Annotated in this window: 20 protein-coding genes; 16 read left to right on the top strand and 4 right to left on the bottom strand. The window is 64.3% G+C overall.

Translation table 11 applies throughout. The annotated features are described in order from the left end of the window. Positions 1-314: 314 nt before the first annotated feature. The 5 genes from AC0KUR_RS20210 to AC0KUR_RS20190 all read left to right on the top strand — a co-directional run bounded on the left by AC0KUR_RS20210 (position 315) and on the right by AC0KUR_RS20190 (position 7856). Positions 315-3179: a 2-oxoglutarate dehydrogenase E1 component gene (locus tag AC0KUR_RS20210; RefSeq protein WP_473376344.1), complete on the top strand. Its 2865-nt coding sequence runs from the start codon at positions 315-317 to the stop codon at positions 3177-3179. Between the two features lie 135 nt (positions 3180-3314). Then, complete coding sequence (odhB, locus tag AC0KUR_RS20205; protein ID WP_034190135.1) at positions 3315-4592, top strand: 2-oxoglutarate dehydrogenase complex dihydrolipoyllysine-residue succinyltransferase; 1278 nt, start codon at positions 3315-3317, stop codon at positions 4590-4592. Between the two features lie 81 nt (positions 4593-4673). Further along, entirely contained in the window at positions 4674-6104 is a 1431-nt protein-coding gene (gene lpdA / locus AC0KUR_RS20200) for a dihydrolipoyl dehydrogenase (protein ID WP_473376343.1), read from the top strand. A 98-nt stretch (positions 6105-6202) separates the two neighbouring features. Further along, positions 6203-7300, top strand: coding sequence for a cell division protein ZapE (zapE, locus tag AC0KUR_RS20195; protein ID WP_034190133.1), 1098 nt, complete (start codon positions 6203-6205; stop codon positions 7298-7300). 115 nt (positions 7301-7415) lie between these two features. Then, positions 7416-7856: a transposase gene (locus AC0KUR_RS20190; protein WP_124608013.1), complete on the top strand. Its 441-nt coding sequence runs from the start codon at positions 7416-7418 to the stop codon at positions 7854-7856. Positions 7857-7959: 103 nt separating this feature from the next. Here AC0KUR_RS20190 and AC0KUR_RS20185 read toward each other — a convergent pair whose 3' ends face one another. From AC0KUR_RS20185 to AC0KUR_RS20170, 4 genes are all read right to left on the bottom strand, one after another. Further along, positions 7960-8421 (bottom strand): DUF2147 domain-containing protein, encoded by a 462-nt coding sequence (locus AC0KUR_RS20185; RefSeq protein ID WP_034190131.1) that lies wholly within the window; start codon positions 8419-8421, stop codon positions 7960-7962. 165 nt (positions 8422-8586) lie between these two features. Further along, positions 8587-10272 (bottom strand): ShlB/FhaC/HecB family hemolysin secretion/activation protein, encoded by a 1686-nt coding sequence (locus tag AC0KUR_RS20180; RefSeq protein WP_034190130.1) that lies wholly within the window; start codon positions 10270-10272, stop codon positions 8587-8589. A 144-nt stretch (positions 10273-10416) separates the two neighbouring features. Next, positions 10417-11841, bottom strand: a complete 1425-nt coding sequence (locus tag AC0KUR_RS20175) for a collagen-like triple helix repeat-containing protein (RefSeq protein ID WP_124608011.1) — start codon at positions 11839-11841, stop codon at positions 10417-10419. A 40-nt stretch (positions 11842-11881) separates the two neighbouring features. Continuing rightward, positions 11882-13639, bottom strand: coding sequence for a collagen-like triple helix repeat-containing protein (locus AC0KUR_RS20170; RefSeq protein WP_473376342.1), 1758 nt, complete (start codon positions 13637-13639; stop codon positions 11882-11884). 677 nt (positions 13640-14316) lie between these two features. Between AC0KUR_RS20170 and AC0KUR_RS20165 the strand changes: the two genes are divergently transcribed. The 11 genes from AC0KUR_RS20165 (at position 14317) to AC0KUR_RS20115 (ending at position 23776) form a co-directional block, all read left to right on the top strand. Further along, complete coding sequence (locus AC0KUR_RS20165; protein WP_049032155.1) at positions 14317-14487, top strand: Flp family type IVb pilin; 171 nt, start codon at positions 14317-14319, stop codon at positions 14485-14487. Between the two features lie 88 nt (positions 14488-14575). Then, the gene (locus tag AC0KUR_RS20160) at positions 14576-15070 is read left to right on the top strand and encodes an A24 family peptidase (RefSeq protein WP_049032156.1); all 495 of its coding nucleotides are present in this window, start codon (positions 14576-14578) and stop codon (positions 15068-15070) included. Continuing rightward, on the top strand, positions 15067-15561 hold the full coding sequence (locus tag AC0KUR_RS20155; RefSeq protein WP_049032157.1) for a TadE/TadG family type IV pilus assembly protein: 495 nt from the start codon (positions 15067-15069) through the stop codon (positions 15559-15561). Before AC0KUR_RS20160 ends, AC0KUR_RS20155 begins: the two co-directional genes overlap by 4 nt. 89 nt (positions 15562-15650) lie before the next feature. Beyond that, a complete protein-coding gene (cpaB, locus tag AC0KUR_RS20150) occupies positions 15651-16550 on the top strand; it encodes a Flp pilus assembly protein CpaB (protein ID WP_049032158.1) in 900 nt (299 codons plus the stop codon). Positions 16551-16603: 53 nt separating this feature from the next. Further along, entirely contained in the window at positions 16604-17935 is a 1332-nt protein-coding gene (locus AC0KUR_RS20145) for a type II and III secretion system protein family protein (protein WP_124669120.1), read from the top strand. A gap of 75 nt (positions 17936-18010) precedes the next feature. Further along, on the top strand, positions 18011-19249 hold the full coding sequence (locus AC0KUR_RS20140; RefSeq protein WP_049029456.1) for a fimbrial protein: 1239 nt from the start codon (positions 18011-18013) through the stop codon (positions 19247-19249). A 3-nt stretch (positions 19250-19252) separates the two neighbouring features. Then, complete coding sequence (locus AC0KUR_RS20135) at positions 19253-20596, top strand: CpaF family protein (RefSeq protein ID WP_049029455.1); 1344 nt, start codon at positions 19253-19255, stop codon at positions 20594-20596. Continuing rightward, positions 20589-21569 carry a type II secretion system F family protein gene (locus tag AC0KUR_RS20130; protein ID WP_124669118.1) on the top strand — a complete coding sequence of 327 codons (981 nt, stop codon included), beginning with the start codon at positions 20589-20591 and terminating at the stop codon, positions 21567-21569. The genes AC0KUR_RS20135 and AC0KUR_RS20130 overlap by 8 nt, the downstream gene beginning before the upstream one ends. Before the next feature lie 4 nt (positions 21570-21573). Beyond that, complete coding sequence (locus tag AC0KUR_RS20125; RefSeq protein WP_049032170.1) at positions 21574-22572, top strand: type II secretion system F family protein; 999 nt, start codon at positions 21574-21576, stop codon at positions 22570-22572. 29 nt (positions 22573-22601) lie between these two features. Beyond that, on the top strand, positions 22602-23429 hold the full coding sequence (locus AC0KUR_RS20120) for a tetratricopeptide repeat protein (protein ID WP_049032172.1): 828 nt from the start codon (positions 22602-22604) through the stop codon (positions 23427-23429). A 23-nt stretch (positions 23430-23452) separates the two neighbouring features. Continuing rightward, complete coding sequence (locus AC0KUR_RS20115; RefSeq protein WP_049032173.1) at positions 23453-23776, top strand: DUF3613 domain-containing protein; 324 nt, start codon at positions 23453-23455, stop codon at positions 23774-23776. Positions 23777-23779: the final 3 nt, after the last annotated feature.

Here is a 23779-nt window from a genome sequence, read left to right as displayed (position 1 = left end):
TTCGACCGTTCGCTGCATCACGAAAAAGGCTGCCCGCGGGCAGCCTTTTTCGCATCTGCGCGACGCGCAACCGGATTGCCTGCAAAACACTGTTCCCCCGGGTCGTGGCAATCCGGCAAAACCCCGTCGCGCGGTGCTTTCGGGCACATTTCGCCGTGAACTCCGGTATCGGTTCTGTGATATGCTGCGCGCACGCAAGTTTTAGGTCCTTCCAAGCAAGACTTGATTCGCAATCCGCTAAACGGTCAGGCCGTGTCGCGGAAGGTTGAGTAACCCGCTATTTCTCGAGAAGCTCGAAGAAAGGTGAGCGTAAAATGTCAGATGTAATGAAGCAGTTTCAGCTGAACTCCTATCTGTTCGGCGGCAATGCTTCGTACGTTGAAGAACTGTACGATGCATATCTCAACAATCCGGCGTCGGTGCCGGAGAACTGGCGAGAGTATTTCGACGCGCTGCAGAACGTGCCTGCAACGGACGGCTCGAATGCCAATGACGTCGCTCACTTCCCGATCGTCGAATCGTTCGCCGAGCGCGCGAAGGCCAATACCTTCATCCCGCGCGAAAGCAGCACCAACCTGGCTGCCGCACGCAAGCAGGTTCACGTCCAGTCCCTCATCAGCGCGTATCGCTTCCTTGGCTCGCAATGGGCCAATCTGGATCCCCTGAAGCGCCGCGAACGTCCCGCCATTCCCGAGCTCGAACCCGCGTTCTACGACTTCTCCGAAGGCGATCTCGACCAGACGTACAGCGCAAGCAACCTGTATTTCGGTTTCGACCAGGCTTCGCTGCGCGATATCGTCAAGGGCCTGCGCGACACGTACTGCGGCACGATCGGCGCCGAATACATGTACATCAGCGATCCGGAACAGAAGCGCTGGTGGCAGGAGCGCCTGGAGTCGACCCGCGCGACGCCGAACTTCTCGATCGACGAGAAGAAGCACATCCTGAATCGCCTGACGGCCGCCGAAGGCCTCGAGCGTTACCTGCACACCAAGTACGTCGGCCAGAAGCGCTTCTCGCTCGAAGGCGGCGAAAGCTTCATCGCGGCGATGGACGAAGTCGTCCAGCACGCGGGCAAGCGCGGCGTGCAGGAAATCATCATCGGCATGGCCCACCGCGGCCGCCTGAACGTGCTGGTCAACACGCTGGGCAAGATGCCGGCCGACCTGTTCGCCGAATTCGAAGGCAAGCACGTCGACGACCTGCCTGCCGGTGACGTGAAGTACCACAAGGGCTTCTCGTCGGACGTGTCGACGGAAGGCGGCCCGGTCCACCTGTCGCTCGCGTTCAACCCGTCGCACCTCGAAATCGTGAACCCGGTGGTCGAAGGTTCCGCGAAGGCGCGGATGGACCGCCGCGGCGACGAAGACGGCCTGCAGGTGCTGCCGGTGCAGATCCACGGCGACGCGGCCTTCGCGGGCCAGGGCGTCGTGATGGAAACGCTGAACCTCGCGCAGACGCGCGGCTACGGCACGCACGGCACGCTGCACATCGTCATCAACAACCAGATCGGCTTCACGACGTCCGACCCGCGCGATGCGCGCTCGACGCTGTACTGTACCGACGTCGTCAAGATGATCGAGGCGCCGGTGCTGCACGTGAACGGCGACGATCCGGAAGCCGTGATCCTCGCGACGCAGATCGCGATCGACTACCGGATGCAGTTCCACAAGGATGTCGTGATCGACATCGTCTGCTTCCGCAAGCTGGGTCACAACGAGCAGGACACGCCGGCGGTCACGCAGCCGCTGATGTACAAGAAGATCGCGCAGCACCCGGGCACCCGTGCGCTGTACGCCGAGAAGCTCGTGCAGCAGGGCGTGATCACCGCGGAAGACGCCGACAACTACGTGAAGGCGTACCGCAAGGCGATGGACGACGGTCACCACACGGTCGACCCGGTCCTGTCGAACTACAAGAGCAAGTACGCGGTCGACTGGGTGCCGTTCCTGAACCGCAAGTGGACCGATGCTGCCGATACGGCCGTGCCGCTCGCCGAACTGAAGCGCCTCGGCGAACGCATCACGACGGTCCCGGAAAACTTCAAGGTCCACCCGCTCGTCGAGCGCGTGATCAACGACCGCCGCAACATGGCGCGTGGCGACCAGCCGCTCGACTGGGGCATGGGCGAACACCTCGCATTCGCGTCGCTCGTCGCATCGGGCTACTCGGTGCGCCTGACGGGCCAGGACTCGGGCCGCGGCACGTTCACGCACCGTCACGCGGTGCTGCACGACCAGAATCGCGAGCGCTGGAACGACGGTACGTACGTGCCGCTGCAGAACATCGCCGAAGGTCAGGCGAAGTTCACGGTGATCGACTCGGTGCTGTCGGAAGAAGCGGTGCTGGGCTTCGAATACGGTTACTCGACCGCCGAGCCGAACACGCTCGTGCTGTGGGAAGCGCAGTTCGGCGACTTCGTCAACGGCGCGCAGGTCGTGATCGACCAGTTCATCTCGTCGGGCGAAGTGAAGTGGGGCCGCGTGTCGGGCCTCACGATGCTGCTGCCGCACGGCTATGAAGGGCAAGGTCCGGAACACTCGTCGACGCGTATCGAGCGTTTCCTGCAGCTGTGTGCCGATCACAACATGCAGGTCGTTCAGCCGACGACGCCGGCGCAGATTTTCCACCTGCTGCGCCGCCAGATGATCCGCCTGTTCCGCAAGCCGCTGATCGTCGCAACGCCGAAGTCGCTGCTGCGTCACAAGGAAGCCGTGTCGGACCTGTCGGAACTGGCGAAGGGTTCGTTCCAGCCGGTGCTGGGCGAAACCGACGGCGGCATCGACGCGAAGAAGGTCAAGCGCGTGCTGGTGTGCTCGGGCCGCGTGTATTACGACCTCGTCGCACATCGCCGCGAAGCGAAGGCGAACGACGTCGCGATCATCCGTATCGAGCAGCTGTATCCGTTCGCGCACAAGCAGTTCGAAGCCGAAATGAAGAAGTACGAGAACGCGACTGAAGTGGTCTGGGTGCAGGACGAGCCGCAGAACCAGGGCCCCTGGTTCTACGTCGAGCACCATCTGAAGGAAGGCATGAAGGAAGGGCAGAAGCTGGCATACAGCGGCCGTCCGGCTTCGGCCTCGCCGGCGGTTGGCTACTACGCGAAGCACTACGAGCAGCAGAAGGCCCTGATCGAAGGTGCTTTCGGCCGCCTGAAGAGCGCATCGATCGCGAAATAACCGACGGAAGCGAAACGGGAAGGCGCGCGGCGCTTTCCCGTCTCTTCCGGCCTGCCGGGCGCGTGGCGCGCCGAATCGGCCGAAGGAATCGCACGAACCTCGTCATACCCCAGATTAAGCATCCAGGAAAATCACATGGCTATCGTAGAAGTCAAAGTCCCCCAGCTTTCGGAGTCGGTTTCGGAAGCGACCATGCTGCAGTGGAAGAAGAAGCCGGGCGAAGCAGTCGCGCAGGACGAAATCCTGATCGAACTCGAGACCGACAAGGTCGTGCTCGAAGTGCCGGCACCGGCAGCGGGCGTGCTCGCGCAAGTGCTGCAGAACGACGGTGACACGGTGGTTGCCGATCAAGTGATCGCGACGATCGACACCGAAGCGAAGGCAGGTGCCGCCGAAGCAGCGGCGGGCGCCGCCGAAGTCAAGCCGGCCGCCGCGCCTGCTGCGGCTGCACCGGCAGCCCAGCCGGCCGCCGCGACGGCATCGAGCTCGGCCGCCGCATCGCCGGCTGCATCGAAGCTGCTGGCCGAGAAGGGCCTGTCGGCGGGCGACGTCGCAGGTTCGGGCCGCGACGGCCGCGTCACGAAGGGCGACGCGCTGGCCGCAGGCAGCGCACCGAAGGCCGCTCCGGCCGCCGCACCGGCCAAGGCCGCTGCCGCGAAGCCGTCGCTGCCGGAAGTGAAGGTGCCGGCGTCGGCAACGACCTGGCTGAACGACCGTCCGGAGCAACGCGTGCCGATGTCGCGCCTGCGTGCGCGTATCGCCGAGCGCCTGCTCGAATCGCAGCAGACCAACGCGATCCTGACGACGTTCAACGAAGTCAACATGGCTCCGGTCATGGAGCTGCGCAACAAGTACAAGGACAAGTTCGAGAAGGAACATGGCGTGAAGCTCGGCTTCATGTCGTTCTTCGTGAAGGCGGCTGTTCACGCGCTGAAGAAGTTCCCGCTCGTGAACGCGTCGATCGACGGTAACGACATCGTCTACCACGGCTACTTCGACATCGGTATCGCCGTCGGCTCGCCGCGTGGCCTCGTGGTGCCGATCCTGCGCAACGCGGACCAGATGAGCCTCGCCGACATCGAAAAGAAGATCGCCGAATTCGGCCAGAAGGCGAAGGACGGCAAGCTGTCGATCGAGGAGATGACGGGCGGTACGTTCTCGATCTCGAACGGCGGCGTGTTCGGCTCGATGCTGTCGACGCCGATCATCAACCCGCCGCAGTCGGCCATCCTCGGCGTGCACGCGACGAAGGAGCGTCCGGTCGTCGAGAACGGCCAGATCGTGATCCGTCCGATCAACTACCTGGCGCTGTCGTACGACCACCGCATCATCGACGGTCGCGAAGCCGTGCTGTCGCTCGTCGCGATGAAGGATGCGCTGGAAGATCCGGCACGCCTGCTGCTCGACCTGTAAGCCGAGTCTCACTGCATCGACCCGCTCCGCGGGTTCGCGCACACGCGTGAACCCGCGGGCGTACAAGTAGAAAGGATTGTCATGTCCAAGGAATTTGACGTCGTCGTGATCGGCGCCGGCCCCGGCGGCTACATCGCCGCGATTCGCGCCGCGCAGCTCGGCAAGACTGTTGCCTGTATCGAGAAGTGGAAGAACCCGGCCGGCGCGCTGAAGCTCGGCGGCACCTGCCTGAACGTCGGCTGCATTCCGTCGAAGGCGCTGCTCGCCTCGTCGGAAGAGTTCGAGAACGCGTCGCATCACCTGATCGACCACGGCATCACGGTCGACGGCGTGAAGATCGACGTCGCGAAGATGCTCGGCCGCAAGGATGCGATCGTCGAGAAAATGACGAGCGGGATCGAGTTCCTGTTCAAGAAGAACAAGATCACCTGGCTGAAGGGCCATGGCAAGTTCACCGGCAAGACCGACGCCGGCGTGCAGATCGAAGTGAGCGGCGAGGGTGAAACCGAAGTCGTCACCGCGAAGAACGTGATCATCGCGACGGGCTCGAAGGCGCGTCACCTGCCGGGCATCCCGGTCGACAACAAGATCGTGTCGGACAACGAAGGTGCGCTGACGTTCGACTCGGTGCCGAAGAAGCTCGCCGTGATCGGCGCAGGCGTGATCGGCCTCGAGCTCGGCTCGGTGTGGCGTCGCCTCGGTGCCGAAGTGACGGTGCTCGAAGCGCTGCCGGCATTCCTCGGCGCCGCCGACGAAGCGCTCGCGAAGGAAGCGGCCAAGCTGTTCAAGAAGCAAGGTCTCGACATCCATCTCGGCGTGAAGATCGGCGAAGTGAAGACAACCGCGAACGGCGTGTCGATCGCCTACACCGACAAGGACGGCAACGCGCAGACGCTCGACGCCGACCGCCTGATCGTGTCGGTCGGCCGTGTGCCGAACACCGACAACCTCGGCCTCGAGGCGATCGGCCTGAAGGCGAACGAGCGCGGCTTCATCGACGTGGACGACCACTGCCGTACGGCGGTGCCGAACGTGTACGCGATCGGCGACGTGGTGCGCGGCCCGATGCTCGCGCACAAGGCGGAAGACGAAGGCGTGCTGGTCGCGGAAGTGATCGACGGCCAGAAGCCGCACATCGACTACAACTGCATTCCGTGGGTGATCTACACGTACCCGGAAATCGCGTGGGTCGGCAAGACGGAGCAGCAGCTGAAGGCGGAAGGCCGCGAGATCAAGTCGGGCAAGTTCCCGTTCTCGATCAACGGCCGCGCACTCGGCATGAACGCGCCGGACGGTTTCGTGAAGATGATCGCGGATGCGAAGACCGACGAGCTGCTCGGCGTGCACGTGATCGGCGCGAACGCGTCGGACCTGATCGCGGAAGCGGTGGTGGCGATGGAATTCAAGGCGGCGTCGGAAGACATCGCCCGCATCTGCCATCCGCACCCGTCGATGTCGGAAGTGATGCGCGAAGCGGCGCTCGCCGTCGACAAGCGCTCGCTGAACAGCTGAGCATGGTGTAGCGCCTGTCGGCCATCGACCGGCGCAGCCGTCTCTTGACGAAGGCGGGCGGGGTTTCCCGCTCGCCTTCGTTCTTTTCGGTTTGCCCGATGAACGTCACCGAATACTACACGCGCGAACTGACCACGCGCGGCTATCAGTCCGATCCCGCCCAGCGCGCGGCCGTCGATCGCCTGCAGCGTTGCTTCGACGAGTGGGTCGAATACAAGGCGCGCCGCTCGAACGCGTTCAAGAAGCTGATCAATCACCCGGATCTCCCGCGCGGCGTCTACATGTGGGGCGGGGTGGGCCGCGGCAAGAGCTTCCTGATGGACAGCTTCTACGCCGTCGTGCCCGTGCAGCGCAAGACGCGCCTGCATTTCCACGAGTTCATGCGCGAAGTGCACCGCGAGCTCGAGGAACTGAAAGGGCAGGCCGATCCGCTCGACGAACTCGCGCGGCGCATCGCGAAGCGCTACCGGCTGATCTGCTTCGACGAATTCCACGTGTCGGACATCGCGGACGCGATGATCCTGTACCGTCTGCTCGACCGCCTGTTCAACAACGGCGTGCAGTTCGTGATGACGTCCAACTACGATCCCGACGACCTGTATCCGGACGGCCTGCATCGCGACCGCATGCTGCCGGCGATCGCGCTGATCAAGGACAAGCTCGACGTGCTGAACGTCGACGCGGGCGTCGACTACCGTCAGCGCACGCTCGCACAGGTGAAGATGTATCACACGCCGCTCGGTGCGGACGCCGATCGCGAACTGCGTCATGCGTTCGGCAAGCTCGCGGCGGTACCCGACGAAAGCCCGATCCTGCATATCGAGAAGCGCGAGCTGAAGGCGCTGCGCAAGGCGGACGGCGTCGTCTGGTTCGACTTCGCGACGCTGTGCGGCGGCCCGCGATCGCAGAACGACTATCTCGAGCTGGCGAGCCGCTTCCATGCGATCGTGTTGTCCGAGGTGCCGCAGATGTCGCCGCGGATGGCGTCCGAGGCGCGACGCTTCACGTGGCTCATCGACGTGCTGTACGACCACAAGGTCAAGCTGCTGATGTCGGCGGCGGTGCCGGCGGAGGCGTTGTACGTCGAAGGCCCGATGGCCAACGAATTCGCGCGCACGGTGTCGCGAATCGTCGAGATGCAGTCGAAGGAGTATCTCGAAACGCCGCGTCGCATCGTCGATACGTCGCTGACCTGATTGCGTCGTCCGGGTAATCGACGGGATTCAAACGTCAATTCCGGTCAAATTCGCGCAATCTCGGGGTATTTTCGGATTTGTCTTATATTCATCGTTGAGGTGAGCCGATATCGTTGTGTCATGGTTACCAAGGCTGGAGATGTCCATGACACCGTATCGCGATCTGACCGACCACGAGTGGCGCTGCGTTGCGCCGCTTCTGCCCGAAATGCAGCCGCGCACCGAGTTGCGCGGTCGTCCGTTAGCCAATACGCGCGCCGTCCTGAACGGCGTGCTTTGGGTGATCTACAGCGGCGCAACGTGGTCTGCCATACCGCGCCGTTACCCGTCGTATCAAACTTGCCATCGCCGCTTCAAGGTCTGGCACGAGACGGGCACGCTGTTGAACGTGATGCGTGAACTCTACGGCGATTCGGGCGTGAATCTGTGCAATGAATTGTCCGCACGGATGCGCAAGCACACGCAATCGAAGGCGGCGGAGGCGCGTAGCAATGCGGTACCCGCGTATCGCACACCGGGCGCCTACGCGCCCGACTCGCTGAAGCACGCGGCGTGATGCGGATCGGTTTCCGTCACGCCCGCACCCAAAGAAAATCGGCCTGACGACTTCGTCGCAGGCCGATTTTTCATTGCGCCGCGCGAGTCGGCAGCGTGCTGCGTTATTGCTGGCGAACCCAGGTCTGCGACCGGCCGAGCAGCGATACGCCGATGTAACCGCGCACCACGAGTTTCTGGCCGCCGTCTTCAAGCGTCATCTTGCACTTGTAGACCTTGCCGTTTTCCGGGTCGAGGATGTTGCCGCCGTCCCAGTGGTCGCCTTCCTTCTTCATCGCCTTGATGATCGTCATGCCCTTGATGAGCTGATCCTTGCGCTCGTCCGTGCAGGCGGTGCAGCGGCGATCGGGCGTATCGTTCGCGCCGAGGCCCTTGACGACCTTGCCCGTCAGCGCACCGTCGCCGTCTTCGGCGATCTGCACGAGTGCCTTCGGCTGATGGGTGTTGTCGTCGATCGTCTGCCACATGCCGATGGGGCTGTCGGCCTGTGCGAACGTGGGGGCTGCGCAGGCGAGCAGTGCACCGGCAACGGCGATTGCACGCAACGGGCGGGTCAGTTGAATCATTGTCATCCTCCTTGTTTTGCATGTCGTGTTCATTCGCCCGCACGACCGTCTGCATGGGGCGGGCATGTTGCGAGCTTCGCCAGAATACGTGAAACCGCGTGCCACGTTTGATAGAGGGGACTCTAATCGAAACAGCCCGCATGACGCGGGCTGTTTGGTGTCCGATCAGTTGAGCTGATACGAGAAGGCCGCGTTGATGCGAGGGCTGCGCGATGCGCTTTCGACGGGTGCGTCGCCGATCGGCTTCGCGATGTTCAGGTCGAGACTGTAGAAGCGGCTGTCCGTGAATCGCACGCCGATGCCGACCGACGACATGCGGTTCGGTGACGGCGTGCCCGAGTGCAGGTATACGCGCGCCATGTCGTAGGCGACGTACGGCGTGATCGATTTCAGATACGTCCAGCCCGGCGTGAAGCCGCGATTGACCTCCAGCGACATCCCCCAGCCCGAGTCGCCCGACGTTTCGCCGGGCTGGTAGCCGAGCGCGTAGCGCGTCGAGCCGAACGAGATCTGTTCGGAGGTCGGTAGCGAGTCGGGACTGTATTGACCGGTCAGCGAAACCGACGTCCCGATTCGGAACGGCCATTCGTTGGTTTGCGTGAAAGTCGCCCCCGTGCGAACGAAGGTCAGCGAAATCGGGCTGTCCACCGAGGTCGTCGTCGTGCCGACGGTGATGTCCTGCGACTTCGACGCGCCGAGAATGTTGAAACCCTTCGCGACGTTGACGCTCAGCTTCTGGACCTGCTTCGGCTGGACGCTCGTGTAGTCGAGCTGCATCTGCAGCACGCGGACCTGCGAGCGCGTGTCGAGGCTCGCACCGTTGATCTGGTTCTGGTAGCGATCCTCGTTGTGCGATGCGTAGCCCGACACGGTGCCGAGCAGGCTGCGCTGATTATTCAACAAGATCGGATAGGATGCCGAAAGACCAAGCTTCTCGTTCTTGACCGTACGCTGCACGTACGACGGCAACCCCGGATTGTCGGTCGGCTTGCCGCGATACGTACTTGCATCGAGGCGCGTGATCAGGCCGCTGCTGCCGACGGGCACCGCGCCGCTGAACGCGAAGTAGGTCTGCTTGTCGCGTCCCGGCGGCGCGAGCGCCGAGATGCTCAGCTGCTCGCCGAATCGCGTGAGGCCGTTTTCGGTCGCGGTGATCAGGCCCTGGACGCCCGGGTGGTTGAAGTCGATGCCGGTGCTGACGTTGAACGGCTTGCGGTCGACCGCGAGTTCGAGCGTCGTGGCGCCGTCGGTGGTTTGCGGCGGCGGGACGTTCGCCTTCACCGTGAGGCCGGGCAGCAGGCCGAACGTGTTGACGTAGCGCTCGAACGTCGCGCGGCGCAGCGGGCGATCGTCGGTGATGTGCGCGGCGATCGCGCGGATCTTCGGTTCCATCGCACCGGGCTTGCCGGTGACCTTGACGTCCGACACGTAGCCTTCGACCACCGTGATGCGCACGACGCCGTTCTCGAACGTCTGCGCGGGAACGAACGCGAACGACAGCGCGTAGCCGCGCTCCTGGTACAGCTTCGTCACGCCGTTCGCGGTTTCGATCAGGTCGCCGATCGTGATGTCCTTGCCGACGAGGGGCGTGAAGCGACGCGAGATTTCCTCGAACGGCACCGACTTCACGCCTTCGACCTGAAACGTCGACGGCGTCAGGTGGCGTGACAGCAGCTCCTGCAGTTGCGGCGCTTGCGGCGCGACCTGCACGGTAACGTTCGGGCCGGTCTTCGGTGCGTTGATCTGCGGAAGGGAGTCGAGCGGGTTACCGCCGACGCGCGATTGTGCATGTGCCGTGCTTGCCGCCGCGACGGCGAGCAGCATCATCCATCTGTCGAGTCTGGATTTCATTGTTCTTCCTCGTAGGCCTTGCTTTTCGTCTTCTTTGTAATGCCGGCGCGCGACACCAGGGTGTCGCGCGCCGCGTGCCGCCATGCCGGTTGTGTATGTACGGCCGCGCCATTCGCTCCGGCTGCGATGGTGCGACCGTCGTCCTTACTTGCCAACGCTACCCAGCGTGCCCAGCAACCCCGTTACCGGTGCCAGCAGGCCCGTCGAACCGCTGCCCGACGATGCCGTACCCGTGACACTGCCGACCAGCGACGTGACCGGCCCGAGCGGGCTCGCACCACCCGATCCTGCTGCACCGCCCACTGCTCCGGTGACAGTATTCAGCAAACCGGTGACGGGCGCGAGAGGGTTTGCACTGCCTGCGCCGCCCGTTGCGCCACCGAGCGTGCCCGTGACCGTCGACACGAGATTCGTGACGGGGGCGAGCGGGCCGCCGCTGCCGCCTGTCGCGCCGCCCAGTGCGCCGGTGACCGTCGACACGAGGCCCGTGACAGGCGCGAGCGGGCCGCTGCCCGAGCCGCCGGTTGCGCCGCCGAGTGCGCCCGTGAGCGAGCCCAGCGGCGTCGAGCCGAGACCGGACAGCAGGCCGCCGAGCGGGTTCGTCGAGCCGGAACCCGACGACGTGCCGTTCTGGACGGTCGCCGTCGAGCCGCCGACGAGGCTCGTGATCAGGCCGGGGATCGGTGCGGCGCCGTTCGGGCCGTTCGGGTTGACGAGGCCGCCCGTGTTGGTCACCGTGTTGCCGACCGCGGTCACGAGCTGACCGACATCGCCGACGAGCGGCTGGCTCGACGTGCCGCCGACTTGCTTGCCCGCCGAGCTGATCGCGCCGCCGATCTGGCCGAGCAGGCCGGAGACGGGTTGGCCGAGGCCGGTCGTCGTGCCGACCTGTTGCGTGACCTGGCCGGCCGTGATCACGAGCGGCGTGATCGCCGAGCTGATCGGTTGCGTGACCTGCTGGACGGCGCCTGACGACAGCGTCGAGCCGATCGTCGTGCCGGCGGCCGTCAGGCCGTTGGCGACCGTGTCGAGCACGGTGCCGACCGGCGTCGTGACGGGGGCGAGCGGCGCGAGCGGACCCGTGCCGAGCGCCTTGACCGTCGAGCTCAGGCCGGACACCGTGTTGCTCGTCGCGCCGACGACATTGCCGAGGCCGGCAACCGTCGTGCCGACCGGATCCTTCGTCGAGCCGATCTGTCCCAGCCCGTTGCTCACGGCATCGGCGGCCGCACCGATGATCGTGCCGGTGCTGGACAGCGTGCTGCCGACACCCTTCGTCACGCCGTCGCCGAGGCCCGGCAGGCTGATGTTGCCGACCGTGCTGCCGAGGTCGCTGGCCGTCTGGCCGACCGTGCTGACGACACCCTTGGTGCCGGTGGACGAGCCACTGGTGCCGCTGGTGCCGGACGTGCCGCTCGTGCTCGGATTGTTGTTGTTATTGCTGCTGCTCGGCGGCGAGCTGACGCCGCCGCCGCCGCACGCGGCCAGCAGGCAGGCCGCGGCGAAGGCGGTGAGGGGCGCACGCCACTGGCGCAGGGCGGCCGTCGTGATGGAACGTTGCTGGGACATGATGGACTCCTCGCTGTCTTTTCGATGAATGGATGTCGGATTACTTGCCGTGCGTGCCGCCGAGCAGGCCGCCGATCAGCGACGTGACAGGCGCGAGCGGGTTCGACGACGAGCCCGAGTTCGTGACCGCACCCGTGCCGCCGCTCAGTGCCGGTACGCCGACAGAGCTGGTGACCGTCGAGACGGCATTCGTCACCGGGGCGAGCGGGCTGCTGCCGCCTGCGCTGCCCGCCACGCCGCCAAGCGCACCCGTGACTGCACCGAGGAGACCCGTGACCGGGGCGAGCGGACCGCCGCTCGTTCCGCCCGTTGCACCGCCGAGCGCACCCGTGACCGTCGAGACGAGACCGGTAACCGGTGCGAGCGGGCCGCTGCCGCCGCCTGCTGCGCCACCGAGTGCGCCGGTGACCGTCGAGACGAGGCCGGTGACCGGTGCAAGCGGGCCGCTGCCGCCGCCTGCTGCGCCACCGAGTGCGCCGGTGACCGTCGAGACGAGACCGGTAACCGGTGCGAGCGGGCCGCTGCCGCCGCCTGCTACGCCGCCGAGTGCGCCGGTGACCGTGGAGACGAGGCCGGTGACCGGTGCGAGCGGGCCGCTGCCGCCACCCGTTGCGCCGCCGAGTGCGCCGGTGACCGTGGAGACGAGGCCGGTGACCGGTGCGAGCGGGCCGCTGCCGCCACCCGTTGCGCCGCCGAGTGCGCCGGTAACCGTGGAGACGAGGCCCGTGAGCGGGGCGAGCGGGTTGGTCACGCCGCCGGTGCCGCCCGTGAGCAGGCCGCCGACGGCCTTCACGGTATTGCCCGTCGCCGAGACGGTGTTGCCGAGGCCCGTCGTGACCGGGTTGCCGCCCGTCGACGCGAGCAGTGCGCCGGCCTGGTTCAGCCCGTTGCCGATCGTGCCGAGCAGCGTGTTGACCGGTGCGCCGAGGCCGGTGGCCGTGCCGATCGTCTGGGTCGTCTGGCCGACCATCGTCGTGATCGGCGTGATGGCCGAGCTGACCGTCTGCGTGACTTGCTGGATCGGGCCGGTCGACAGCGCATTGGTGAGGGTCGTGCCGCCGTTCGATACGGCGCCGCCGAGCGTCGACACGAGGCCGCCGACGGCACCCGTGACCGGTGCGAGCGGCGACAGCGGGCCGCTGCCGAGGCTCGTGACCAGTTTGCCGGTGTCCGTGACTGCGCCGCCGAGCTGGTTGACCACGCCCCCCGTGCTGGCGAGCGTGGTGCCGAGCGGATCCTTCGTTGCGCCGAGCTGGCCGAGACCGTTGCCGAGGCCGTTACCGAGTGCGGTCACCGCGCCGCCGACGCTTTGCACGATGCCGCCTGCGGCTTGCGTGGTGGCCGGGTTGACGCCCGGCAGCGACTGGCTGCCGATGACCGAGCCGAGACCGGAGACGGTGCCGCCGACACCCGTGACGATATTGCTGCTGCTTGCGAGGACCTGTCCCACCGCGTTCGACGACACACCCGACGTGCCCGACGTACCGCTCGTGCCCGAGGTTCCGCTGGTACCGGAGGTGCCGCTCGTGCCCGAGGTGCCGCTGGTGCCGGAGGTACCGCTCGTGCCCGAGGTGCCGCTGGTGCCGGAGCTACCGCTCGTGCCCGAGGTGCCGCTCGTGCCGGAGCTGCCGCCACCCGACGTCGAGATCGTGTCACCGCCGCCCGAGCTCGAGCCGCCGCCGAGCCCCTGGCTGATCGAACCGGAACCGCCGCACGCGGAGAGGGAAAGCATGGCTGCAACGGTGGCCGCGATCAGAGTCGTCCGGAACACGCCATGAGGGATAACCTTGATGTCCATTTCTTCCTCGCATTAAAAATGTGTTGTGAACTGCGTTGTGTTGAGTGGTGCGAGGACTACTCTGCAACTGTCGTGCCATTTCGATGCCCGGCAGGTCGACAACCGGTTTTAAACGACGCAATTCCTTGTCGGGAAAGGAAGTCGCGGAGATTGAAAGATTGTTGAATCTGTTTAAGTACAGATGAATGAGAACGGTTTCGGCCGTTTCGTAACGTAACGTCACAACATTGGCGTTACGCGTGCGGCGTAACGTGGGTGGCGAGCGGGCTTGATGGACGAGGCAATTGTTTTACTGGTGGATTAGGCGTGCACATCTAACCTATCGTAAATCCTATGTGTAAGTCGTACCGAAACGCCGTACAAATACGCTGTGCTCCTGAAGATTTTTTCCGACAGAGTCGTTAAAAGAGGTTGGAACTTAAATAGGATCGGATATAGAATCCGGAGCAGATGTAAGCAAATGTACGGTTCGGTACACAACGTTCGAGGAGGGTCACTATCGCGAATGTTAACTTGCATCAAATTGTGAGCAATGCCCTTCGGGGCGACCTATAAAGAAAGCGCACCCGGTTGTCGTTGCAGCAGATGTGGCGAACGAGCGGGGCAAAGCGGCCAGATATGCGGGGACGTATACGTATAAAAGGCCAGAAAACGTAAATACAGGCACGAGGAATAAAATGAAAGCAATCATCAAGCGTTTCCTTTCGGAAGAAAACGGGGTTACCGCAGTCGAGTATGGACTCATTGCCGGACTTATCGCAGTCGCTCTCGTCAGTGCCATGTCCACGCTGACGGGTGGCATCTCGGGGGCGTTCAGCTACATCGCGAGCAAGTTGCCGGCGGCATAACGAACGAGCTTTCGCTCAATTCCCTGCTGATAGGGGCGCGGGTTGCTTCGGCAATCCGCGTAGGTAAGTTTTGCCGCTCGGGGCGTAAATGATCCTGCTAACTGGCGTCGGGGTTTTCCTCGCGTGGGCGGTACTCGTCGCGCTCGAGGATATTCGTCACAGGCGTATACCGAATTCACTGGTGATCGGTGGGTTCGTGGCTGCATTTGTGCTCTCCGGACACAACCCGTTCGGCATATCGGTAAATCAGGCGCTCGTCGGCGTACTGATTGGCCTCATCAGTCTTTTCCCATTTTTCGTGCTGCGCGTAATGGGTGCTGCGGATGTCAAGGTATTCGCGGTACTGGGCGCGTGGTGTGGTGCCCATGCGCTGTTGTGGCTTTGGATCGTGGCGAGCCTGCTCGCGTTTGCCCATGCCGGCACGCTGATCGTTGCCACCCGTACGCCGGTGTCTGCGCTGTGGCAGCGACGTGCTCCGACGATGGAGATTGCCGGTTTCCGCGCGTCGCCGTATGCCGCCTTTCTCGTGATTCCGGCGGCGTTGTGGTGCGTGTACCGGATCGCGACCGGGGGAATTCAATGACGTTCTCTCGTCTCGCATCAGGAATCCGGCGTCGCGAGCGTGGCGCGACGGCTATTGAATTTGCGTTGATGCTGCCGGTGTTCTTTCTGATCCTGTACGCGATCATCACGTACGGAATGATCTTCGCCGCGCAGCAAAACCTGACGCTTGCGGCAACCGAGGGCGCTCGCGCCGCGCTGAATTATCAGCAGGTTGGGGCGGCTGCGTCGGTGCCGGCGGCGCAGCAAGCCGCGCTTGCGGCGCGGGCGCAGGCCGCCTGCACGGCCGCAACGAACCTCACTACGTGGCTGAAAGGGGCGACATGCACGCCGACGCAGCAAGGTAGCTGTTCATACGACACGACGATGCTGTGCGTGCAGATTACGCTGACCTATCCGTATTCGCAAAACCCGCTGGTCCCGCCGTTTCCGCTGCTCGGCTCGCTGTTGCCGGTGCCGTCGGCGCTCGTCGGAACCGCGATGGTGCAGATCAGCCCGGTCAACATCTTATAGATGGAAGCGATGGTGCCGGGTCGAGAACGCCTGCCGGCAACGTCGCACGAAGAATTCAATCGTGAGTAGCGGGGAAGCATAACAACACCATGGCCAACAACCTGACGAAGATCATTGCGGGCTTGCTGATCGCGATCGCGGTCCTGCTCGGCGTCTATGCGTGGATGCTCGGCCGCAAGCCGGCCGACGTCGCGCCGGTTGCCGCGACGGTGGCGACGCAAAGCGTGCCCGTCGTTGTGGCGACCCGGCCATTGCAGGCCGGCCAGCCGATTCCGGCCGATGCGTTGAAGATTCAACAGTCGACGGCCGCGCCAAAGGGGGCGTTTGCCGATCCGCTGCAACTGGTTGGCCGCATTCCCGCTGCCGACATTCCTGCGCAGGCGGCCGTCGTTGCAAGCGCACTGTCCTCCGGCCTTGCCGAGCAGATCGCGCCGGGAGAACGCGCCGTCGCGATCAAGGTCGACGAGACCAACGCGGTTGGCAACCGAGTGCGGCCCGGCAACTATGTCGACGTGTTCCTGAACCTGAAACGCGATGGGACTGGCGTGGCGATTGGCGGGACGTCGACGGCCGAGATCGTGAATACCCAGGCTCGATTGCTGATGTCGAAGGTCCGCGTGCTGTCGTTTGGCGATGCCACAACCGAGCGAGACAGCTCAAACGGTTCCGTGGTCGGGATACGGACCGCGGTGCTGGCAGTGCCGACCGCGCAGGTGGATGCGCTGACGCTTGCCGAACAGAGCGGCCGGATCGTCCTCGCGCTTCGCAGCCCGCGCGACGACGATGTCGCGACGCAGACCGTCGCGGTCCGTGTGGGTGACGACAAGAGTCCGTCAGCGCTCGCCGCAGCCGGCGTGATGCTGGGTGAGTTGTCGAAGAGCGCGACGGCGCCGGCCCCGCGTGCGGTGGTGCGGGCAGCCACGCGGCATGCGGGCGGTGGCAGCATCGAAGTGATTCGGGGTGGGCGGGCCGAGACGGTCGCCTATTGAGCGGGACGAAGACGACAACCAGAGAAGGGGGGCGGATCGATGCCTCCAAAACAATGAAAAAGAAACTGATTGGATTGGCTATTGCATTGAGCGCGCTGGCAATGCCGCCGCTGTCGGACGCGGCCGACACGAGCGGGACGATCAGCCTTGCGGTCGGCGCACAACGGCAGCTTGCAATGGGGCACACGCTGCAGCGGGTTGCGATTGGTGATCCGTCGGTCGCCGATGTGCTTGTCGTGAAGGGTGGGCGCGGCGGCGTGTTGCTCGTCGCGAAGAATGCCGGGTCGACGAATGTGATGATCTGGGAGCGTGGCCGTGACGAACCGACCGTCTACAACGTGAATGTCACGAGTGGTGCCGCGCGTGCACTGCTTGACGGTGCATCGCCGAGCGTGAATACGTATGGCGGCACGACGGTGATCGGCGGCGCGTCCGGGACCCTCGACGGGCATCAGCGGGCGGTTCATGCAGCGAAGACAGTCAGCGGCAAGGACGGGACGACGCTTGATGCGTCGACGATTTCCGGCAAGAACGTCGTGCAGGTTGACGTGCGTGTCGTTGAATTCAGCCGTTCGGTGCTGAAGCAGGCGGGTCTCAACTTCTTCAAGCAGAGCAACGGTTTTTCGTTCGGTGCATTCGCGCCGACGGGGCTGACGTCGATTACCGGTACGCCGGGCGGCTCGCTTACATACAATACGAACGTGCCGATTTCTTCTGCGTTCAACCTCGTCGTCAACTCGGTGTCGCATGGGCTGTTCGCGGATCTGTCGATTCTTGAGGCGAACAATCTTGCCCGCGTGCTTGCCCAGCCTACGCTTGTCGCGTTGTCCGGCCAGAGTGCGAACTTCCTCGCGGGCGGAGAAATTCCGGTGCCGGTGCCGCAATCGCTCGGCACGATTTCCATCGAGTGGAAACCTTATGGTGTTGGGCTCACTGTCACGCCGACCGTGCTGAATCCGCGGCGGATCGCGCTGAAGGTCGCACCCGAGTCGAGCCAGCTCGACTTCGTGCATTCGATCACGATCAACGGAATCCAGGTGCCCGCGCTGACAACGCGACGTGCGGACACAACCGTCGAACTTGGCGATGGCGAAAGCTTCGTCATCGGCGGCTTGGTCGACCGGGAGACGACGTCCAACGTCAACAAGGTGCCGTTCCTGGGTGATCTGCCCATCATCGGCGCGTTTTTCAAGAATCTGAGTTACCAGCAGAACGACAAGGAACTCGTGATCATCGTTACGCCGCACCTCGTCGCACCGATTGCGCAAGGCGCATCGCTGCCGGCGACGCCGGGCGAACTGTCCGAGCAGCGCGATGCTCCCGTGTGGCGTTCTTATCTGGGCGGCATGGCGTCGCCAGACGCAGGACCGGGGTTCTCGAAATGAGCGCGCCGAGTCGTTACGGGGCAGCGCAGGCCGTCGCGCGCGACGCGATGCCTTGCTTCATTGGGAGTATCCAAGATGAATGCGAGAACCTATTCTTTGGCTGAGCCCGCCGTCACCGACCACTTCGTGTGCGCATCCTCGCTTGTGGAGCATGTGCATTGGCTGTCGCAGTCGCTGGTCTCGGCCGGCGCCGTCGAGGGCGCGCCGCTGGATGGTGCAGCATTGTCGCAGCGCATCGGCGTGTTGAATCCTGCGCTGGTGTTCATCGATTTTTCGGGTGATTGCGCGGCGGCGAGTACGGTTGTCGCCGCGGTACGCGTATCACATCCAGGGGTGCCGGTCGTCGCGCTGGGTTCGCTCGCGCAACCGGAGGGAGCACTCGCCGCGCTGCGCGCGGGCGTGCGCGATTTTGTCGATTTTTCCGCGCCGGCTGACGAGGCGCTGCGGATCACGCGAGTGTTGCTCGACAACGTCGGTGAGCCGGCGAATCGGCACGGGAAGGTCACCGCGTTGCTCGGCGCTCGCGCCGGGATGGGCGTGAGCACGCTGGCCGCGAACCTGTCGGTGTTGATGCAGCGGCGGCCTGCCGATCCCGCACTGACGGCGGCGCTCCTTGATCTCGGATTGCCGGCTGGCGACGGTGCATTGTTCCTGAATACGCGCTGCGAATTCCATTTCGTCGAAGCCGTACGCAACCTGCGTCGAATCGACCGCACGTTCGTGACGACTGCGCTCGCGCGCCATTCGAGTGGTGTTGCACTGACGACGCTCCCGCCGAACCTCGCCGATCTGCGCGAGGTTGCAACGGCGTCGTGCTCGGCATTGCTCAATCGGCTGCGGGCGTTCTTCGATCACCAGATTGTCGATCTCGGCGGGTTCCCGAATCGCGAATTCATCGCGCAGGTCGTGAATCTTGCGGACGAAGCATGGCTCGTGTGCGATCAGGGCGTGGCGTCGGTCGTTTCGGCGGTGGAGATGCTGGACGGGCTGCGCGACGCGGGGGCCGCGACCGAACGGATTCGGCTCGTCGTCAACCAGTTCGACGCAGATCTCGGGCTGATGCCTGCACAGATCGCCGAACGGCTGGAGTTGTCGCTGGTCGCGACGTTACCGTCACGGCGGGTGTCCATCGGGCATGCGGCGAACCAGGGCAAGCTGATTGCGGAAGTCACGGAACGCGATCCGTATGTACGTGCGCTCGGACCGTTGGTCGAGCGCCTCGCGGGTGCGCCGGCGCCGGGAGCGGCACAGCGTGCGGCCGGCGGTCTCTCGGCGCTCAGGCGAATCATTCAATCCTCAACGAAGCGGTCGTAAGTGATGGCACACGACATTCAATTTGCCGACGGCGCAGCGCCGTTCTCGCAAACGCAACAGTTCCACGACATCAAGAATGCCGCTCACGAACATCTGCTCACGCGGATTGAGGAACTGGGCGCCGAATTCGGCCGCTGGTCGCGACAGGCGATCAACCAGTTCGTCGATCTCGAGATCGACAGCTTCGTGCGGCTACGGCGGATCCCGCTCAACGAGAGTGAGGTGCGTGCCGTTGCCGAGGCGCTGACGAAGGAGCTCGCCGGTTTCGGGCCGATCGAAGACCTGCTGGCGGATCCGCACGTCGAAGACATCCTGATCAACGGCTACAACGACATCTACGTGTCACGGCACGGGATCCTGTCGAAGCTGCCGATCCGCTTTACCGACAACGCCCATCTGCTGAGGATCGTGCGACGGATTCTCGCTCCGGTTGGCCGGCGACTCGACGAATCGAATCCGATGGTCGATGCGCGGCTGCCCGACGGCGGCCGTGTCAACGTCGTGATCGAACCGCTGTCGATCGACGGTCCGGTCGTGTCGATCCGTAAGTTCCGCAAGGACCCGCTGAAGCCCGAGGATCTGCTTGGCAACGGCACCTACAACGAAGAAATTGGCCGGTTGCTCGAGGCCGCGGTCGAGGCGCGCTGCAACGTCCTCGTGTCGGGCGGCACCAGTTCGGGCAAGACGTCGCTGCTGAACGCGCTCGCGTTCCATATTCCCATGGCCGAACGCGTCGTGACGATCGAGGATACGGCCGAATTGTCGTTGAATCACCCGCACGTCGTGCGGCTCGAGAGCCGTCCAGGCGGGTTTGACGGCAGCGGCGTCGTGACGATTCGCGACCTGTTGCGAAACACGTTGCGGATGCGGCCGGACCGAATCATCGTCGGCGAAGTGCGCGGCGGCGAAGTGCTCGAAATGCTGCAGGCGATGAATACAGGTCACGACGGATCGATGGGCACCGTGCACGCGAGTTCGCCGCGTGAGTGCCTGTACCGGCTCGAGATGCTTGCCGGTTTCGCCGGTTTTCAGGGTACCGAAGCAAGTCTGCGCCGGCAGATTGCCAATGCGATCGATTTCATCGTACAGATTGGCCGGCTGTCCAACGGTCGTCGGCGCATCCTGTCGATCACCGAAGTCACCGGCATGTCGGACAACATCGTATCGACGCAGGAACTGTATCGCTACGAGGCGCGCGTTACGCCTGAGGGCGACGAGATCGATCATTGGGAGTCGCTCGGCATTCATCCGCATTCGCCGAAGCTTGCACGTTTCCGTAACACGCTGGTGTCGAGCGGCGGCGGGTTCGGCGGCAATTTCGGGCGTGGCGGAGGTTTCAATGTCTAGCGCCACCTTGCTCGCGCTGATGTTCGCGCTGATCTGTGCGGCGGCCGGGTTGCTGCTGTGGCGCGGAAGCCAGGTGCGGGAAGGGCGCGCGCATACGCAACGATTCTTCGACAGCCGGGTGGGCCAGGGCGCACGCACCGAACTGCCGGCCGGCGACGCACGCACCATGCGTACCGCGGCGGCCGGTATGGTGAACGCGCAGGCGTCGGAACAGGGTTTGGCGCGCTGGCGCTCGTTGGTGTTCGACGCGTGGACCGTGCTGTCCGACCGCGCAGGCCTCGATGAAGTGCGCGCCGGCCTTGTGCTGGGGCTCGCGATCATTGCGCTGCTCGCGCTGTGGGCCGGCATGGCCGGCGGGATGCTCGCGGCCGCAGCTGCGCTTATTGCGGGAGGGGTGCTTGTCGTCCTGTGGATTACATCGCGTATCAGCCGGCGCCGCCTGAAGATCGTCCGCCAGTTGCCGTCGTTCCTCGACGGGATCGTTCGGCTCGTGACTCTCGGGAACAGCGTACCGGCGGCTTTCCAGTCAGCGCTTCAGACGGCCGAGATGCCGTTGCGCCGTTGCCTCGACGACGTGTCGCAGATGCTGCGCTCTGGCGTCGAGATCGATCGTGCGATGCTGCACATTGCACACACGTACCGGATTCGCGAATTCGAACTGGTCGGTGCTGTGCTGCGTCTGTCGGTTCGCTATGGCGGCCGGGCAGACGTGATGCTCGATCGGATGTCGACGTTCATGCGCGATCTCGAGCAGGCCGAACGCGAGCTGTCCGCGATGTCGGCCGAGACCAGGCTGTCTGCATGGGTGCTGGCGCTGTTGCCGATCGCAGTCGGTAGCTTCGTCATCTCCACGAGCCCGCGCTACTTCACGGCGATGTGGAATGACGACTCCGGGCGCCAACTGATTTATCTGGCGTTTGCGCTGCAGGCGATAGGTGGTTTCTGGCTGTATCGGCTTGCGCGGCTGAGGTGAATCGATGGATGCAAACCGTTTAGGCGCACTGGCGCTGGTGCTCGGATCGGTCGGCGTGTTGCTGCTTGCCGCGCTCGCGATCGTTCGCGTCGTACTCGTGCAGCGTGCCGAGCGTGCGCTGGTGAATGCGCTTGACCGACGGACTGCGGCAATCGAAGCGGCCGCAGCGCGAGCCGGTTCCGCCGAGCCTGCGCGCGATGCGGCAGCACCTGCTGCAGCGCGCGGGCGTTTCGCGGGGCTGCGCGAACGCTTCGAAGACGTCGGGATGCGGTGGCTCGAAACCGGCTTCAGCCGATATCTGATCGCCGACGAGGATCGCCAATTGCTGGATCAGTGCGGTTTTGTCGACGTTCGTGCGAGAGCGCTGTTTGTCAGTGCGCGCATCGTTGGCGCCATCCTGCTGCCGGCGCTCGCCATGTTGGTACTGGTCAGCCGCGGACATGAGGCGCGCTGGCCGCTCTGGATCTCCTTCGCGCTCGTGACCGGCTACATGTTGCCGAAAATTTACGTGCGTCGGCGTGCCACTGCACGCCGACAGAGCATTGCGGCTGAATTGCCGCTGCTTGTCGACATGCTGAGGCTGCTACAGGGTGTCGGTCTGTCGCTCGACCAGAGCATTCAGGTTGTCACGCACGATTTTCAGACCATGCTGCCCGTATTGTCGTGGGAGCTCGGCGTTGCGCAACGGCAGTTCGCGGCCGGACGCACGCGCGAACAATCGCTGCAACGTCTCACGAACAGCTTCGACAACGAGGATCTGCGTGCGATCGTGCGATTGCTGATCCAGGTGGACAAGCACGGCGGCGCGGTGCAGGAGCCGCTGAAGCAGTTTGGCGACCGACTGCGCGAAGGGCGTCGTGCGACGCTGCGGGAGCAGATCGGCCGCCTGACGGTGAAGATGACTGGCGTCATGATTGTCACACTGTTGCCGGCGCTGTTGATCGTTACCGCGGGGCCCGGGATCATGACCGTGCTGTCCGCGCTTGCCGCGTTTCAGCACTGACGCGGCATGAGGGGAAGGAGCGACACAAGATGAATCGATTTGGTTGGATCCGCACGATCGCAGGGGCGACGGCGGTCGGGTTGCTCGCCGGCGGGTGCTCGTTGTTCAAGGAGTCCGGATACGGGATCGGTGCGCAGGCCGAGCGCGGCGCGCTGATGCAGGCGGCTGCCGACAAGAGTGCACCACCCGATACGCCAGGCATGTACCTGGGCTTGATCGAGCGGATGCAGGGGCAGGGATTGTATTTTGCGTCACTGGCCCACATCGATCAGTACGAGAAGCAATATGGTGCATCGCCGGACACGATCCTGCTGCGTGCCGACGCATTGCGCGCGACCGGTCAGTACGACGCCGGCGTGGCCGCCTATACGAAGTTGCTGACGTCACCGCTCGCCGCGCGCGGCTACCGCGGGCTGGGTCTGACCGCCGGCGCCCGTGGCGATTTTGCGCTTGCCGCGCAGCAACTCGAACAGGCGACGGTGCTTGCGCCGACCGATGCGGCGACGCTGTCCGACCTCGCATATTCGAAAATGCGCGAAGGCGACCTGGCAGGCGCACGCGTGCCGCTGCTGAAGGCAGCCGAACTCGAGCAGAAGAACCCGAAAATCCTCAGCAACTTTGTGCTTTATCTGCTCGCGAGCGGTCATGCGAAGGACGCGCGGCGGCTGATGGATCAGCAGAAGCTTTCGCCCGCGGTGCGCGGCCAGATTCGCGACGACGAGATGAAGGTCGAGGCCGCGATGCGCGCGAAACAACGCGCAGTCGCACACGTGCCAGGCAATGTGCCCGTGCCGTCGGTTGCGAGCAGCGACAACTTCGATCTTGCGGTGCCGCTGCTGCAGCGTTTCGCGCGATAACGACGATATTCACGGAGGCCATCATGTTTCACCTTTCCTCAATCCGCGTGCAAGCAGTGTGCATCGCGTTCGCGTGCACGCTTGGCGCGGGCATCGCGCATGCACAAGGCGACACGCCGGCGTCCGAAATCGGTCATGCTACGAACGCTCTGCTCGACCTGCAGCGTTCGAATCGCGCGGCCGTCACGCCGCAACCGATCGACGGCGCGGCTGGGACGTATGCCTATCAGCGCTATATCGACTCGTTCAAGACGACGATTCCGCAGTGGTTCGGCACGATGTCGGCGTCGGGCGGCGGCAATAGCGGTGGCAGCGGTGGACTGTCCGGTGGCGACCTCGCGCGTTGACGG

It is taken from the genome of Burkholderia sp. YHN3-13, assembly GCF_055810675.1.
The sequence above is the reverse complement of the archived record's forward strand: the minus strand, read 5'-3'. Positions and strand labels throughout refer to the sequence as shown.